Raw genomic sequence first — 15,888 nt, 5'->3', positions numbered from 1 at the left:
CGGCCTCTCAGGGCTTCGGCCCCTGCCCCTCGTTGTCTTCCCACTTGAGCAGGCGCCGGGTCACGAACCGGTAGACCGGCTTGCCGGTGGCGAACCACAGTTCGCGCACCCAGGAGTGGCGCTTGAGCAGGCGCAGTTCGACCGGGGTCAGTGCGTGCCGGCAATACATGCGCTTGTGCTTGAGCAGGTGGCGCAGGTCCTCGCGCGCCAGCAGCCGCATCCAGCGCGCGCGCGGCGCACCGCGCACCGCCAGTTGGAAGTCGATCAGCGCCGGGCTGCCGTCCTCCAGCACCAGCCAGTTGGCTTCCTTGGCCAGATCGTTGTGTGCCACGCCGCGCCGGTGCACCTGCTGCAGCAGGCGCCGCGCGGCGCGGAAATAGGCCAGGTCGCCGCGCGGCGGACGCTGGTACATCGCGTCGCCGGCCAGGTAGCTGCGGTCCAGGAAGGTGCCGTCCCAGCCGCGCAGCTGCGGCGTCGCCGCCATGCCGGACAGCTGCTGCAATGCCCGCGCCTCGCGCCGCGCCAGCCACCAGGCCGGCAGCCGCAGCCACCACGGCGCGGCGGTCAGGTCGCGGCGCACGAACACGCCCGCGCCACCGTCGCGCACCAGCAGGATGCGCCCGAAGCTGTCGGACTTGAGGATCTGGGTGGAGGCGGCCGGCGCGCGTGTCATCGCCCCAGTTTAAGCGGATCGCCATGCTCGCCCACTTATAATCCCCCCATGAATGCATCATGGATCGACGCCACGCTGGAGTGGGTCGCAGCGCATCCCCTCCTGGCCGGCGCGGTCATCTTCGCGATCGCGTTCTGCGACGCGGTGATCGTGCTGGGCACGATCGTGCCGGCGCTGCCGCTGCTGTTCGCGATCGGCGTGCTGATCGGCCTGGGCCAGATTTCCGGTCCGTACGCGGTGGTCAGCGCCGCCCTCGGCGCGCTGGCCGGCGACGCGCTCAGCTACTGGGTCGGCCATCGCTGGGGCCACCAGCTGCGCAACTACTGGCCGTTCCGGCGCTATCCGCAGCTGCTGGACCGCGGCGAAACGATGTTCCGCCGCAACGCCTTCAAGAGCATCCTGATCGCGCGCTACGTCGGCGCGATCCGTCCGTTCGTGCCGGCCGTGGCCGGCATGATGAAGATGCCGTTGCGCCGCTATTTCCTCGCCAGCAGCGTCGCCGCGGTGACCTGGGCGCTGCTGTTCCTGGGCCCGGGCTGGCTGCTCGGCCAGGCCTACGACGCGGTCGCCGCGGTCGCCGGGCGCCTGTTCCTGGTGCTGGGCCTGCTGGTGCTGGCGCTGGGGCTGGTGTGGGCGATCGTGCTGTACGGCTATCGCTGGTCGGCCGGGCACATGGACGCGCTGCTGGCGCGCGGCCTGGACTGGTCGCGCCGGCACCCGCTGCTGGGCCGCTATCCGATCGCGGTGTTCGATCCGCAACGGCGCGAATCGGTGCCGCTGGCGATGCTGGCGGTGATGCTGCTGGCGCTGGGTTGGGGCTGGTTCGCGCTGCTGATGGTGGTGGTGGGCCACGGCGAGCCGCTGTCGCTGGACCTGGCCGTGCACGACCTGATGCTGGCGCTGCGCAACCCGCTGGCCGACTACCCGATGACCGCGCTGGCCTCGCTCGGCGACTGGCAGGTGCTGGTGCCGGCCACCACGCTCGGCTTGGTCTACCTGATCTGGCGCCAGCGCTGGATGGCCGCGGCGCACTGGCTGGCGGCGCTGGCCTTCGGCCTGGCCCTGACCAAGCTGCTCGGCACCACCGTGCACGTGGTGCGCCCGCCGGCGGCCAGCAGCGGCTTCGGCTTCCCGTCGGTGGCGGTGACCATGGCCACGATCAGCTTCGGCTTCTTCGCCGTGCTGATCGCCCGCGAACTGCCCGGGCGCTCGCGGGTGTGGCCGTACCTGCTGTCGGGCGTGCTGGTGACGCTGATCGGCTTCGCCCGCCTGTACCTGGGCGCGCATTGGCTCAGCGACGTGGTCGGCGGCATGCTGTTCGGCATCTTCTGGCTGCTGGTGCTGGGCATCGCCTACCGCCGCCGCTTCAACCGCTCGTTCTGGATGAAGCCGCTGGCGTGGCTGTTCTACGGCGGCTTCGTCGCCGCGGCACTGTGGTATGCGCCGCGTGACCTGGAGCGCAAGCTGGCCAAGTTCGAACCGCCGCCGCCGGTGCGCATGGATCTGGCGGCGAGCGCGTGGTGGCGGGACGAATGGCGCCTGCTGCCGTCGCGGCGCAACGAGTTCGACGACAGCCAGCGCTGGCCGCTGGACCTGCAGGTGGCCGGGCCATTGGCGCCGCTGCAGCGCCAGCTCCAGGCCGCCGGCTGGCGCGTGCAGACGCAGGCCGGCTGGCAGCAGGCGCTGCAGTTGCTCGACTACAAGGCCCAGGCCGAACAGGTCCCGGTGCTGCCGGCGACGCTGGACACCCAGGTGGAATCGCTGCTGATGCTGCGCAGCGGCCCGCGCCCCGGCGAACTCTATGCGCTGCGCCTGTGGCCGGCACCGGCGCGGCTGCAACCGGGCAACGTGCCGCTGTGGCTGGGCAGCGCGCAGAGCCTGCGCTACGAACGGCACTTCAACCTGATCGGCCTGTGGCGCCCGCTGCGCGGCGCCGACCCGGCGCTCAACGCGGTCACCGAGGCGCTGAGCGCGCTGCCCACGCGCAAGGACATGCACCGCCCGTCGGATGTGCCGGTGCTGCTGGTGCGCAGCGAGGGCGAGGCGCCGGTGGAGGCCGAGTAACGCGTCCCCTTCTTCAGCCGTTTACCGCCAGGGTCGTGTAGCGAAGCCATGTAGGAGCGACTTCAGTCGCGACAGGCACTACCAACAAACCTGTTACGCCCGATGATCAAGGCCACCTTGCGTCGCACCTACACGTTCGGTGCCATGGTGTGGAACGACCCGGTCGCGATGGCGCATGTCGCGGCTGAACCGCCAATCCCCAATCCCGAATCCCAGCCCTCAGGGTATCCACCCCAGCAACTGCTCCAGCCGCTCGTGCGGATCGTCTTCCTGCAGCAGTGCCAGCCGCTGGCGCTCGTCCAGCGGCAGCAGTTCGGCCAGGCGCCAGCCGACCCAGGCCGCCTGGTCGAGCAGGCGCGGGCCGGCCACCGGGTACACGTCGGCGGCCTGGTCGAGGATGCTGTCCAGCACGGTCGACAACAACGCGTGTTGCGGCTGCAACTCGTCGTCCTCGTCCGGCTCGCGCCAGTGCACGTCGCCGACCACCAGGCCGTTGTCGCGCACGCGGCTGCGCAGCACGTGGAAGCGGCGCCCGCCGCGCAGGCTCAGCACCAGCACGCCATCGGCGCCGACGTCGAAATCGGCGATGCGCGCCTCGGTGCCGTAGGCCGCCGGCACTGCCGGCGTGCCGGTCTCGGTGCCCTCCAGGATCAGGCACACGCCGAAGCCGCTGTCGTTGCGGCCGCATTCGCGCACCATGTCCAGGTAGCGGCGTTCGAACACACGCAGCTTGATCGACGCACCCGGCAGCAGCACCGCGTGCAGCGGGAACAGCGGCAGCGTGCTGCGCTCCTCGCTCATGCGCACGCTCCGTCGTGCCGCACGCTCACTGCAGCGCCGCCAGGAAGCGCCGCGGCGCGCCGTCGAAACCGCCATTGGACATGAACACCACATGGTCGCCGGCCCGCGCCTGCGCCTGCAGCGCCGCCAGCAACGCCTCCACGTCCGCGGCGGCACAGGCCTGCCCGCGCACCGTGGCGATCACCTTGGCGGCGTCCCAGGCCAGTTCCGGCCGCTGCAGGAACACCACCGCATCGGCCGCGTCCAGCGCCGGCGCCAGCGCCTGCGCGTGCGCGCCCAGGCGCATCGAATTGCTGCGCGGCTCCATCGCCACCACGATGCGCGCCGCGCCGACCTTGGCGCGCAGGCCTTCCAGGGTGGTGCGGATCGCGGTGGGGTGATGCGCGAAATCGTCGTAGACGGTGATGCCCTGCGCCTGCCCGATCACCTCCATGCGCCGCTTGACGCTGCGGAACCGCGCCAGCGCCGGCATCACCTGCGCCGGCGCCACGCCGACCGCGTGCGCCGCGGCCAGCGCCGCCAGCGCGTTCATCACGTTGTGCCGGCCGAGCAGCGGCCAGCGCACTTCGCCCAGTTCCTGGCCGTGGTGCAACACCGCGAAGTGGCTGCCGTCGGCGGCCAGCGCGCGTGCGCTCCACTCGAACGCCGGATCGAAACCGAAGCGCTCCACCGGCGTCCAGCAGCCCATCGCCAGCACCTCGCGCAGATGCGCGTCCTCGCCGTTGACGATCAGTCGCCCGCGCCGCGGCACGGTGCGCACCAGGTGATGGAACTGGCGCTGGATGGCGGCCACATCGGGGAAGATGTCGGCGTGGTCGTATTCGAGGTTGTTGAGGATCGCCACCAGCGGCCGGTAGTGCACGAACTTGCTGCGCTTGTCGAAGAACGCGGTGTCGTACTCGTCGGCCTCGACCACGAACAGCGGCCGCTGCGCCGCGGTCGCGCCTTCGCCGTTCGCGCCGCTGGCGGCGGTTGCGGTCGCGTTCGCGGCGGCGGCCGGGGACGCGGTGCGGCCCAGCCGCGCGGACACGCCGAAATCCTCGGCCACGCCACCGATCAGGAAGCCCGGCTCGCGGCCGGCCGCCTGCAGCAGCCAGGTGAGGATGCTGGTGGTGGTGGTCTTGCCGTGGGTGCCGGCCACCGCCAGCGTGTCGCGCCCGGGCAGCACCTGCTCGCTCAGCCACTGCGCGCCGGAGGTATAGGCGCGGCCGGCATCCAGCACCGCCTCGACCGCGGCGTTGCCGCGCGACAGCGCATTGCCGACGATCACCTGCTCGCAATCGGCGCCGATGTGCTCGGGCAGATAGCCCTGCTTCAGCGCGATGCCGAGGTGCTCCAGTTGCGTGGACATCGGCGGATAGATCGCCTGGTCGCTGCCCTCGACCGCATGGCCGAGTTCGCGCGCCAGCGCGGCGACACCGCCCATGAACGTACCGGCGATGCCGAGAATATGGATCTTGCTCATGCGCCGATTGTCGCCGATCCCCCGGCGCGCGCAAACCGGCGCGACGGCGGCAGGACCCGCCGCCGCCCAGCATCGGCAAGGCCGCGCGGGCCACCGAGTGCATGCGGATGGCAACCGCGTCAAGTAGGGAATTCCCCACACCCCCTGCAGAAAACTCCCGATAGGCAAGTCGGGAGCCGACATCGAAAATGAACAGGCCAGCCGCAGCACCCTGCGGTCCTACTCCCCAAGAGGCCATCCCCAAGGGAGCTCATGTTGCGGGGCCCTGAGCAAGCCCGTTCGCTGGCACCTGACGGTTCCGGCCTCCCGCCCGCGTCCACGCGTGGCGGGAGGCATGGATTTGGGCTTGGCCCACTGCTGGCGCCGGATGACGTTGAATCTTGCGCAGAATGCGGTTCGCCGACGACATGGCGCGGACGCGCGGCAGCCGAAGTTAGGACGACGCCTGGCGGGCTTGAGCGCTGCGCGCACCCCGCACACGCCTGCCTTACGTCCTTATCCCTTGCAGGAGCGGCTTCAATCGCGACGAGCGAAGTGTGAGAGGTGCAGACTTCGGACACAGCCTGTCGGGGCTGAAGCCCCTCCTACAGTGCACCCAGTTAGCTTGCCGCACGTCCCTGCAGGAGCGGCTTCAGCCGCGACGAGCGAAGTGGGGCACTTCCGGCGGCGCAATGCGTTGGGACTGAAGTCACTCCTATAGTGCACCCAGCCGACTGGCCGCCAGCTTTCTGTGGAAGCGACTTCAGGCACGACGAGCGCAGCGGCAGGCCGCGCAGTATTGGACAGGACAGCGTCGGGACTGAAGTCCCTCCTACAGTGCACCTAGCCAGTACACCCAGCGAACTGGCCGCTAGCCCCTGCTGTGGGAGCGACTTCAGTCGCGACGAGCACAGCGGCGGACCGCGCAGTATTCGGGCAGGACTGCGTCGGGGCTGAAGCCCCTCCCACACTGCACCCAGCCAGCGAAGCGCGCGGCGCTTGCAAGAGCGGTTTCAACGGCGACGAGCGCAGCGGCGGACGTGCCGGCGACGGATACGGTCGACGCGAAAGCCCCTCTACAGTGCACCCGCCCAGCGAAACGCGAGCCTCCTGTAGGAGCGGTTTCAGCCGCGACGAGCGCAGCAACGAGCCTTCCGGCGACGGATAAGCTCGGGGCTCAAGCCCCTCCTACGGTGCACCAGGCCAGATGCCGCAGCCTGCGCAGTACCTCCGGGATCGGCCCGGGAGCATTCGTGCCGAGCGCCGCATCGAGGCGGCCGCCCGGCACAGGCCGCCTCAGCGGCCGATCGACGCCAGAATGCGGGCCAGCACGTCATCCTGCGAGCCGACGCCGTCCACGCGCGCCAGGGTGCCGCGCTTGTCGTAGAAGCCGATCACCGGCGCGGTCGAATCGTTGTACACCTGCAGGCGCTTGCGCACCGACTCGGGATTGTCGTCTTCGCGGCCTTCGGCCTTGGCGCGGCCGGCGATGCGCTCGACCAGCAGTTCGGTGGCCACGTCCAGCTGCACCACCGCGTCCAGCGGCTGGCCGATCTTGGCCAGCAGTTCGTCCAGCGCCGAGGCCTGGGCCAGGTTGCGCGGATAGCCGTCGAGGATGAAGCCGTTGGCGACGTCGTCGCGGCCCAGGCGCGATTCGAGCATGCCGAGCAGGATGTCGTCGGAAACCAGGTCGCCGCGCGCCATCACTTCCTTGGCCTGCACGCCCAGCGCGGTGCCGGCGGCGACTTCGGCGCGCAGCAGATCGCCGGTGGAAATGTGCGGAATCTGCAGCTTGTCCTTCAGGCGGGCCGCCTGCGTGCCCTTGCCCGATCCGGGCGGTCCCAACAGAACCAATCGCATCAACCTGACTCCTCGAGGAAATTACCGTGCGCGGCCGGCGGCGTTAGACTCGGGGGCCACGCCTGCGCTGTACCGCAATTTCCCCAGCTTACCGCATCCGGGCAATGTCCCGGCAATGTCCCCACCCCAGGAGCGAGCCCCGACCATGGCCCAAGGCACCCTGCTGTACGCCCAATCCGGCGGCGTCACCGCCGTCATCAATGCCAGCGCCGCCGCCGTGATCGGCGAGGCGCGCGCGCGCAAGGTCAAGGTCCTGGCCGCGCGCAACGGCATTCTCGGCGCGCTGCGCGAGGAGCTGATCGACACCTCCAAGGAGTCGGCCGCGGCGATCCGCGCGCTGGCGCACACGCCCGGCGGCGCATTCGGCTCGTGCCGCTACAAGCTCAAGTCGCTGGAGGCCGACCGGGCCAAGTACGAGCGCCTGCTGGAGGTGTTCAAGGCGCACGACGTGCGCTACTTCCTCTACAACGGCGGCAACGACTCGGCCGATACCGCCTGGAAGGTGTCGCAGCTGGCCGAGGCCTTCGGCTACCCGCTGCACTGCATCGGCGTGCCCAAGACCATCGACAACGACTTGGCGGTCACCGACACCTGCCCCGGCTTCGGCTCGGCCGCCAAGTACACCGCGGTGTCGGTGCGCGAGGCGGCGCTGGACGTGGCGGCGATGGCCGAGACCTCGACCAAGGTGTTTGTCTACGAAGCGATGGGCCGCCACGCCGGCTGGCTGGCCGCCGCGGCCGGACTGGCCGCGCAGTCGCCGGACGACGCGCCGCAGATCATCCTGTTCCCCGAACGCGCCTACGACGAAGCGGCATTCCTGGCGCAGGTGCGCAAGGTGGTGGACAACGTCGGCTGGTGCGTGGTGGTGGCCAGCGAAGGCATCCAGACCGCCGACGGGCGCTTCGTCGCCGATGCCGGCGGCGGCACCGACGCGTTCGGCCACAGCCAGCTCGGCGGCGTGGCCTCGTATCTGGCCGGCAAGGTCAAGGCCGAACTCGGCTACAAGGTGCATTGGACCCTGCCCGACTACCTGCAGCGTTCAGCCCGCCACATCGCCTCCAAGACCGACTGGGAGCAGGCGCAGGCCGCCGGCAAGGCCGCGGTGCAATTCGCACTGAAGGGCATGAACGCGGTGATGCCGGTGATCGTGCGCAGCAGCGATGTCCCGTACCGCTGGAAGATCGAGGCCGCGCCGCTGAGCAAGATCGCCAACCACGAAAAGAAGATGCCGCCGGCGTTCCTGCGCAAGGACGGCTTCGGCATCACCGACAAGGCGCGCCGCTACCTGCAGCCGCTGATCCGCGGCGAGGCCTATCCGCCCTACGATCGCAACGACGGCCTGCCGAAGTACGTGGCGCTGAAGAACGTGGCGGTGAAGAAGAAGTTGCCGGCCTGGGAGGGCTGACGGGCGCGGGACTCGGGACTCGGGACTCGGGACTCGGCCATCAGCGTGCTTCGCTTGTCGCCGAAGAACAGTGCTGCTTCGGTGAAGCCTGGTCGCGGACGCCAGCCATCGCATTCGCGACGCGCCGGATGAGTGCTGAGCGACATCAGTCCGGCTGGCGCAGGAGCTTCTTCAGACCGCCCTGGACGATCTCCGCGAATACCTTCGGCTCGCCGTAGGCGCGCGCGGTGAGCATCGCGCCGTACACGATCGACATGAACGCTGCCGCCTCCAGGCGGGCGGAGCCTTGCAGCTGGAACCGGCCCAGTTGCGCGCCCTTGGTCAGCACGATTTCCAGCCAGTTCGACAGGTCGCGAAAATGCGCACGCACGTGCTCGGCCAGATCGTCGGGCAGGGTGGGCAATTCGCTGGCGAGCATGCCGGCGACGCAGAACGGGGCGGACGCGTCGGCGATGCACCTCTCCCAGTAGCCGGTGTAGAAGCCGAGCTGTTGCTCGGGATCGAAGACACCGCTTTCCAGCATTCGCGTCTGCGCGACGATCAGCGCGCGGGATTCCTCCACCACCGCCCGCGCCAGATCGGCCTTGGCAGGAAAGTGGTGGTGAATGCTCGCCTTGCGCACCTGCACCTGTTCGGCGACGTCGGCATAGCTGAAGCCGTTGTAACCCCGCGTCTGGATCAGGTAACGGGCCGAATCGATGAGTTTCTGCTGTGTCGTCGTCATGAGGCGATTCTACCACCTGATAGGTAGCCTCCCAAGCCAGATCAGCCCATACGACCTCTACAGCAGCCCCAAATATAATTCATTGATTATTTATCTACCTACTAGTAGGGTTAAAACATTCCTCAAGGTCGCTCCCCATGAACTCACTTCGCAACTTCTACTTCCTGCGCGCTGGCGTCGCTTTTGCCTGGGTGGCCGCAGTTCTTCTCTCCGCGCCCGCACCCGTGGCGCTCGCCGCAACGCTGCTGGCGTTCTACCCGGCCTGGGATGCGCTCGCGAACGTTCTGGATGCGCGCCGCAGCGGCGGACTCCAGGCCAACCCCGGGCAGACGTTCAACGCGGTGGTCAGTGCCGTCACCGCCGTCGCGATTGCGATCGCGTTCGCGATGCACGGCAACGCCGGCGGCGTCCTGGTCTTCGGTGCATGGGCGCTGCTGGCCGGCCTGTTCCAGCTCGCCGTTGGCATCCGCCGCCGCAAGCTCGGCGGCCAGGCCTTCATGATGGTCAGCGGCGCCCAGTCGGCGCTCGCCGGCATCTTCTTCGTCGTCCAGTCGTTCGGCACTGCGCCGGCGCTCGCCCAGCTCGCGCCTTACGCTGGATTCGGCGGCGTCTATTTCTTGCTCTCCGCGCTGTGGCTGAGCTTCCGCAAGCCGCGTCCGGCCTCCTCGGGTTCCTGAGGCCTCCCGCCAGAACGCGCCGCCAGCTCGGAGAATTCTTGTCCAGGTGCACAGCGCAACGGATTCGCGGCGAAGGATGCGGTTACGCTGCCGCGTGCCAACCGGCATCCGCTCTGCGAACCGACGACGAGGAACCAGAATCGACATCGATTGGCACAACGGTCCGATCACGCGCGCGACGCCGGTCGACGAGACCTACCGGAATACGCAGGCCGTACGCCGGTTCCTCGCCGGCGCGTGCGGGGCCGAGTTCAAGTTCGATCGCGCCTTCATGGCGTGGATCAAGGACGGCGCCGCCCAAGAACATGGGCGAGGTCGCCGACGAATGGATGCGGCGACGGCGCGACGGGCTGGAATCGATTCGGTAACCTGCACTGGCGCACGTGGTCCATGCGCCGATCGAACAACGACGGTGAGCGGCAGCATGCGAAGCAGGTTGAGAGACGCGTTGCCAGGCCGCCACCAGCGACGCGGTGAGCGGTGAGCCGGGGGTAGCCTGCGCATCGAGCCATGCGAGCGCATGGCACTACCGATGCCCATGGATGGCATGGTCAGCACCATGCGCGCGAGCACCCAACGGCAGCCGTCCCGTAAGCCTGCCGCCACGCACCCGACTCAGCGGCAGGCGGCCCCTTCCACTTTCATCTGCGCGGTGAACTGCGGCACCTGCGCGATCGCGCCGGCCGCCGCCTGCTTCTTCGCCTCTTCCAGATAGATCCGCGACTGGCCCTGGCCGTCCAGATCCGCCTTGGTCGCCACCGGCTTGCGCCAGACCCGCACCACCGCCTGCTGCGACGGGCAGGCCGCGCTGGGCACGCGGATCACATCGTTGAACTTCCACCCCGTCGCCTCGCTGGGCTTGGCCTGGTCGAACTCCACCAGCTTGGCGCGCGGCTGGCAGGTGGGGCTGCTGCGGACCGCGGAAAACTTGTAGGGCTGCGCGGCCTCGCCGGTGTACACACCTTCGAAACGCACGCAGGCCTCGGGAATCTGCCGGATCGTGTGCACCACGCCCACCGCCTGCGCGGCACCGGGCTGGCGCTGCAGTTCGGGCACCGGATCGGCGGCCATCGCCAACGGCGCGCAGGCGCACAGGCCCAGGGCCAGGGTCGAAGCGAGTGCGCGCATCCGCGCCGGGGTCGTCGATTGCATGGGCTTGCTCCTTGAAAGCGATGCGCAACGCTGCCACGCGCCGACTGAACGAGGCGCCAAGGCAGGCAAGGCGCCCGCCGCTGGCGATGGGCAGGACCCGGGCGCATACTCGGTCCGGTTCAAGCCAGGTCGAACATTGCGATACGCACCACCGGCGCATTGCGGCCGCGGAGTCGTTGCATGCCTCAGACTCCTTCCGGTGTGATCCCGTTGTACGTCCCACCGCTTGGGCGTCATCCACATCCTTGGGAGGGGTCATGCTGGAACGATATGCGGTCACCGTGGCACTGGCGTGCGCGGCCTTGGCAATACTCTATGGCATCGTGTCCACACGCTGGATCCTGGCGCAGCCAGCCGGCAACGAACGCATGCGGCAGATCGCCGATGCGATCCAGGAAGGCGCCCGCGCCTATCTCAACCGGCAGTACCAGACCATCGCCATCGCCGGCGTGGCGCTGTTGCTGCTGGTCGGCTTCTTCCTGAGCTGGTACACCGCCGGCGGTTTCGCCATCGGTGCGGTGCTGTCGGGCGTGGCCGGCTACATCGGCATGAACCTGTCGGTGCGCGCCAACGTGCGCACCGCCGAGGCGGCGCGGCGCGGGCTGGGGCCGGCGATGGACGTGGCGTTCCGCGGCGGCGCGATCACCGGCATGCTGGTGGTCGGACTCGGCCTGATCGGCGTGGCCGGCTACTACGGCGTGCTGCAATGGCTGGGGCGCAGCGTCGAGGAAAGCCTGCACGCGCTGGTCGGCCTGGCCTTCGGCAGTTCGCTGATCTCGATCTTCGCGCGGCTGGGCGGCGGCATCTTTACCAAGGGTGCCGACGTCGGCGCGGACCTGGTCGGCAAGGTCGAGGCCGGCATCCCCGAGGACGATCCGCGCAACCCGGCGGTGATCGCCGACAACGTCGGCGACAACGTCGGCGACTGCGCGGGCATGGCCGCCGACCTGTTCGAGACCTATGCGGTCACGGTCATCGCCACCATGCTGCTCGGCGGGCTGATGGCGGCCGAGGCCGGTCGCAACGCGGTGCTGTATCCGCTGGTGCTCGGCGGCGTGTCGATCGTCGCCTCGATCGTCGGCACCTTCTTCGTGCGCGTGCGCCCCGGCGGCTCGATCATGGGCGCGCTGTACAAGGGCGTGATCGTGTCCGCGGTGCTCGCCGCGGCGGCGTTCTGGCCGGTGACCCAGCAATTGATGGGCGATACCGCCGCTGGCGCGACCAAGCTCTACGGCTGCGCGTTGATCGGCCTGGTGCTGACCGGATTGATCGTATGGATCACCGAGTACTACACCGGCACCCAGTACAAGCCGGTGCAGCACGTGGCGCAGGCCTCGACCACCGGCCACGGCACCAACATCATCGCCGGGCTCGGCATCTCGATGAAATCCACCGCGCTGCCGGTGATCGCGGTGTGTGCGGCGATCTGGGGCGCGTTCGCGCTGTCGGGCCTGTACGGCATCGCCATCGCCGCCACGGCGATGCTGTCGATGGCCGGCATGATCGTCGCGCTCGACGCCTACGGGCCGATCACCGACAACGCCGGCGGCATCGCCGAGATGGCTGAACTGCCGCCGGAAGTGCGCGCGGTGACCGACCCGCTGGACGCGGTCGGCAACACCACCAAGGCGGTGACCAAGGGCTATGCGATCGGCTCGGCCGCACTGGCCGCGCTGGTGCTGTTTGCCGACTACACGCACAACCTGCGCGCTGCGCATCCTGGCGAAACCTTCGCCTTCGACCTGTCCGACCACACGGTGATCATCGGCCTGCTGCTCGGCGGCCTGATCCCCTACCTGTTCGGCGCGATGGCGATGGAAGCGGTAGGCCGCGCCGCCGGCGCCGTGGTCGAGGAAGTACGGCGCCAGTTCCGCGAGATCCCCGGCATCATGGAAGGCACCGGCAAGCCGCAGTACGACCGTGCGGTGGACATGCTGACCCGCTCGGCGATCCGCGAGATGATCGTGCCGTCGCTGCTGCCGGTGGCAGTGCCGGTGGTGGTCGGGCTGCTGCTCGGCCCGCGCGCGCTCGGCGGTCTGCTGATCGGCACCATCGTCACCGGGCTGTTCGTGGCGATCTCGATGACCACCGGCGGCGGCGCCTGGGACAACGCCAAGAAGTACATCGAGGATGGCCATTTCGGCGGCAAGGGCAGCGAGGCGCACAAGGCCGCGGTCACCGGCGACACCGTCGGCGATCCGTACAAGGACACCGCCGGGCCGGCGATCAATCCGCTGATCAAGATCATCAACATCGTGGCGTTGCTGATGGTGCCGCTGCTGTAGGCCCTGTTGGACGCACCGGTGCTGGCGACCCGCCAGCGCCGGTGCGTCTGCCTCGCGGCTACAGACAATCGATCAGGCCGTCGTTGACGCTGCGCTGGCTGTGCGGCAACGGCGCGAACAACGGATGCTCCCCCGCCAGCGCCTTGTACAGCGCCACCAGCCGGGTCTGCGGCAGCAGCGGCGTCGGGCATTGCCACAGCTTCGCATCGACCAGCACCTGCCCGGTGGCCGGGTCGATGCTGGATTCGCTGGCGCCGAAGGTCCATACGCACTGGCCGAGCACGCCATCGCGCTGGCGCACCGAGCAGCGGTAGCGCAGCGGCTGGTAGTCGCTGTACTCCCCTTCGCAGAAGGTGTCGCCGCAACTCTGGTCGAAGTCCTCGGCCAGCCGCCGCTCCAGATCGTAGAACGCCTCCCAGCCTGCGCCCGGGGTGGGATAGTCGACCGCATCCACGTAGACCTGTTGCGCCTGCGCCCGCGGCGCGCCGAGGGCCAGCAGCGCGACCGTCAACAGCATGCCCATCGAAAACCGGATTCCCTTCATTGCCTTGCTCCTTGGGGTGGACTGTGGACACAGCGTCGCGCCGCGCCCGGCCGGGCACCATCGGAAATCCTCCCATACGCATGGGTACGGAGCCCGAAAACCTTGTAGGAATAGGCTGAGGTGTGTCGATGCGCATCGGGGTAGATCGCCTCACGCTGGGGCGCGTGTCGGCGAGGAAAAACCAAGGAGCTCACGCCGCACGAGCTGGTGATGCCGCTACGTCGGGCGCTCCCAAGCCGGCCCGGCGGCGGTCGCATCCGCCGCTCGGCGCATGACTTGGCCCACGCGCGCCCTTGGCGACTACGCCGCCACGCACAGTCACCTGGCGCCGCGTCCGGCAGCCTGGCCGGCCAGATCGCAGGCCCCTCCCCGTTCTCGCTGCATTGCAACAGCCAACCGACTAGAATGCAGACCTCTTTGAAGCCACTCCACTGGAGCTAGCGCATGGGTCTGGAACTGGTCACCTCCGGCAAGAATCTCCCGGAAGAAATCAACGTCGTCATCGAAATCCCCAAGGATTCGGAGCCGGTCAAGTACGAAGTGGACAAGGCCAGCGGCGCGATCTTCGTCGACCGCATCCTGTCCACGCCGATGCGCTATCCCTGCAACTACGGCTACGTGCCCAACACCCTGTGCGGCGACGGCGACCCGGCCGACGTGCTGGTGGTGCTGCCGCTGCCGCTGGTGCCCGGCTGCGTGGTGCGCTGCCGCCCGGTCGGCGTGCTGAAGATGAGCGACGAGGCCGGCAGCGACGAGAAGATCCTGGCGGTGCCGGTGGCCAAGGTGTTCGAAGGCTACGGCCACATCGAGGACATCGCCCAGGTGTCGGGCCACTGGATGGAGCGCATCGGCCACTTCTTCGAGCATTACAAGGATCTGGAGAAGGGCAAGTGGGTCAAGCTGGACGGCTGGGGCAACGCCGCCGAGGCCAAGCAGATCCTGCTGGACGCGGTCGAGCGCTACAAGGCCGGCGCCTGAACCCGGCGCCGCGGCGGGCGTCCGTCCGCCGCGGCTGACCCGTTTCACGTTTTACGACGGCGAACGCTGCCGCATTCCGGGGTTTGGGGTACATTGCGGATCGAATGTCCGGCTGGTCGAACGCCAGCCGGTCTCTATTGGGGGATAGTCTCTTGCGCATCCTGTTCGTCGGCGACGAAGCGAGCCTGCCGGCCGAAGTCACCGAATACATCCGCGAATTGGGCGAGGACTGGCAGGTCCAGACCGTGACCGACGGCAATGCCGCCATCGCCGCCGCCGCGACCGTGCAGCTGGATGCGGTGATCGCCGCGCCGGCGCTGCCGGACCTGACCACGGCCACCCTGCTCGGCCAGATCCGCACGCTGAGTCCGGAGACCATTCGCATCGCGCTGATCGAGGCGGAGCAGAGCAATCGCGCCCCCCCGGCGCGGATCATCGGCGTGGCGCATCGGTTCCTGCCGCTGCCGCTGTCGCCGGAGATGCTGCTCGAGGCGGTCACCAGCATCGAGGAACTGCAGGAGCTGCTCGGCAACCCGATCCTGCGCGCCAGCATCGGCCGCATCGAGAAACTGCCGTCGCCGCCGCATCTGTACCTGAGCCTGATGCACGCACTGGAACAGGACGACGGCAGCAATGCCGCCGACCTGGCCAAGCTGGTCTCGGCCGATCCGGCGATCGCGGCCAAGGTGCTGCAGCTGTGCAACTCGGCGTACTTCTCCAACGGCCGCACGATGTCCGACCTGCGCACCGCGGTGACCCGGCTGGGCATCGCCACCTTGCGCGACCTGGTCCTGGCCAGCGAAGTGTTCTCGGTGCAGGCGCTGTCCAACGCCGAACGCAATGCGCTGCAGCAGCGCTCGCTGCTGGCCTCGAAGCTGGCCTCGAAGATGCTGCCGTCCTCCAGCGCCGAACTCGGCGCGACCGCGGCGTTGCTGGCCGACATCGGCCTGCTGCTGCCGGGCATCCGCAACGAGCGCGAGCCGGTCGACCCGAACGACGATCGCCCCGGCCATGCCGAGGCCGGCGCCTATCTGCTCGGCCTGTGGGGCCTCCCGATGCCGATCATCGAGGCGGTGGCGTTCCACCGCCAGCCGCAACGCTCCAGTACGCGCAGCTTCTGGGTCACCGGCGCGGTGCACGTGGCGATGGCCTTGGCCAGCGGCACGGAGATCGACGAGGAGTACCTGGCCAAGACCGGCGTGCTGAACAAGCTGCCGACCTGGCGCGAACAGGCCGAAAACCTGATGGGGCTGACTTCGGCGTAGCGCCGCGTCGCCTGCC

At 69.0% G+C, this 15,888-nt stretch carries 14 protein-coding genes; 7 read left to right on the top strand and 7 right to left on the bottom strand.

Annotation, left to right across the window (positions count from 1 at the left end; translation table 11 throughout):
• Positions 1 to 7: 7 nt before the first annotated feature.
• On the bottom strand, positions 8 to 673 hold the full coding sequence (locus J2Y70_RS05505; protein ID WP_263395626.1) for a serine/threonine-protein kinase: 666 nt from the start codon (positions 671 to 673) through the stop codon (positions 8 to 10).
• Between the two features lie 48 nt (positions 674 to 721).
• Here J2Y70_RS05505 and J2Y70_RS05500 point away from each other — a divergent pair, with 48 nt between their 5' ends.
• Entirely contained in the window at positions 722 to 2,737 is a 2,016-nt protein-coding gene (locus J2Y70_RS05500) for a bifunctional DedA family/phosphatase PAP2 family protein (protein WP_263395627.1), read from the top strand.
• Between the two features lie 219 nt (positions 2,738 to 2,956).
• Here J2Y70_RS05500 and J2Y70_RS05495 read toward each other — a convergent pair whose 3' ends face one another.
• The 3 genes from J2Y70_RS05495 to J2Y70_RS05485 form a co-directional block, all read right to left on the bottom strand.
• Positions 2,957 to 3,538 (bottom strand): LON peptidase substrate-binding domain-containing protein, encoded by a 582-nt coding sequence (locus tag J2Y70_RS05495; RefSeq protein WP_309914320.1) that lies wholly within the window; start codon positions 3,536 to 3,538, stop codon positions 2,957 to 2,959.
• A gap of 25 nt (positions 3,539 to 3,563) precedes the next feature.
• Positions 3,564 to 5,003 (bottom strand): UDP-N-acetylmuramate:L-alanyl-gamma-D-glutamyl-meso-diaminopimelate ligase, encoded by a 1,440-nt coding sequence (gene mpl, locus J2Y70_RS05490; RefSeq protein ID WP_309914316.1) that lies wholly within the window; start codon positions 5,001 to 5,003, stop codon positions 3,564 to 3,566.
• Positions 5,004 to 6,278: 1,275 nt separating this feature from the next.
• Positions 6,279 to 6,842 carry an adenylate kinase gene (locus tag J2Y70_RS05485; protein WP_309914313.1) on the bottom strand — a complete coding sequence of 188 codons (564 nt, stop codon included), beginning with the start codon at positions 6,840 to 6,842 and terminating at the stop codon, positions 6,279 to 6,281.
• A 145-nt stretch (positions 6,843 to 6,987) separates the two neighbouring features.
• On the opposite strand from J2Y70_RS05485, the gene J2Y70_RS05480 reads away from it, so the two are divergent.
• Positions 6,988 to 8,247 carry a 6-phosphofructokinase gene (locus J2Y70_RS05480; protein ID WP_309914311.1) on the top strand — a complete coding sequence of 420 codons (1,260 nt, stop codon included), beginning with the start codon at positions 6,988 to 6,990 and terminating at the stop codon, positions 8,245 to 8,247.
• Between the two features lie 145 nt (positions 8,248 to 8,392).
• Here J2Y70_RS05480 and J2Y70_RS05475 read toward each other — a convergent pair whose 3' ends face one another.
• Positions 8,393 to 8,971, bottom strand: coding sequence for a TetR/AcrR family transcriptional regulator (locus tag J2Y70_RS05475; RefSeq protein ID WP_263395632.1), 579 nt, complete (start codon positions 8,969 to 8,971; stop codon positions 8,393 to 8,395).
• Between the two features lie 137 nt (positions 8,972 to 9,108).
• On the opposite strand from J2Y70_RS05475, the gene J2Y70_RS05470 reads away from it, so the two are divergent.
• Positions 9,109 to 9,648 (top strand): hypothetical protein, encoded by a 540-nt coding sequence (locus J2Y70_RS05470; protein ID WP_309914307.1) that lies wholly within the window; start codon positions 9,109 to 9,111, stop codon positions 9,646 to 9,648.
• A gap of 76 nt (positions 9,649 to 9,724) precedes the next feature.
• On the top strand, positions 9,725 to 10,132 hold the full coding sequence (locus J2Y70_RS05465) for a DUF6434 domain-containing protein (RefSeq protein WP_309914304.1): 408 nt from the start codon (positions 9,725 to 9,727) through the stop codon (positions 10,130 to 10,132).
• A gap of 131 nt (positions 10,133 to 10,263) precedes the next feature.
• Here J2Y70_RS05465 and J2Y70_RS05460 read toward each other — a convergent pair whose 3' ends face one another.
• Positions 10,264 to 10,776 (bottom strand): hypothetical protein, encoded by a 513-nt coding sequence (locus tag J2Y70_RS05460; RefSeq protein WP_309914721.1) that lies wholly within the window; start codon positions 10,774 to 10,776, stop codon positions 10,264 to 10,266.
• 281 nt (positions 10,777 to 11,057) lie between these two features.
• On the opposite strand from J2Y70_RS05460, the gene J2Y70_RS05455 reads away from it, so the two are divergent.
• Positions 11,058 to 13,085, top strand: a complete 2,028-nt coding sequence (locus J2Y70_RS05455; RefSeq protein WP_309914301.1) for a sodium-translocating pyrophosphatase — start codon at positions 11,058 to 11,060, stop codon at positions 13,083 to 13,085.
• A gap of 58 nt (positions 13,086 to 13,143) precedes the next feature.
• On the opposite strand, the gene J2Y70_RS05450 is transcribed toward J2Y70_RS05455, so the two are convergent.
• Positions 13,144 to 13,629, bottom strand: coding sequence for a hypothetical protein (locus tag J2Y70_RS05450; protein ID WP_309914297.1), 486 nt, complete (start codon positions 13,627 to 13,629; stop codon positions 13,144 to 13,146).
• A 444-nt stretch (positions 13,630 to 14,073) separates the two neighbouring features.
• Here J2Y70_RS05450 and ppa point away from each other — a divergent pair, with 444 nt between their 5' ends.
• Both ppa and J2Y70_RS05440 read left to right on the top strand, forming a co-directional pair.
• Complete coding sequence (ppa, locus tag J2Y70_RS05445; RefSeq protein ID WP_179567039.1) at positions 14,074 to 14,607, top strand: inorganic diphosphatase; 534 nt, start codon at positions 14,074 to 14,076, stop codon at positions 14,605 to 14,607.
• Positions 14,608 to 14,711: 104 nt separating this feature from the next.
• Complete coding sequence (locus J2Y70_RS05440) at positions 14,712 to 15,872, top strand: HDOD domain-containing protein (protein ID WP_309914293.1); 1,161 nt, start codon at positions 14,712 to 14,714, stop codon at positions 15,870 to 15,872.
• The last annotated feature ends 16 nt before the right edge of the window (positions 15,873 to 15,888 follow it).

The organism is Xanthomonas sp. 1678 (genome assembly GCF_031455575.1).
Classification (GTDB): Bacteria; Pseudomonadota; Gammaproteobacteria; order Xanthomonadales; family Xanthomonadaceae; genus Xanthomonas_A.
Note: the sequence above shows the minus strand (reverse complement) of the source record. Positions and strands in the feature narration are given on the sequence as shown.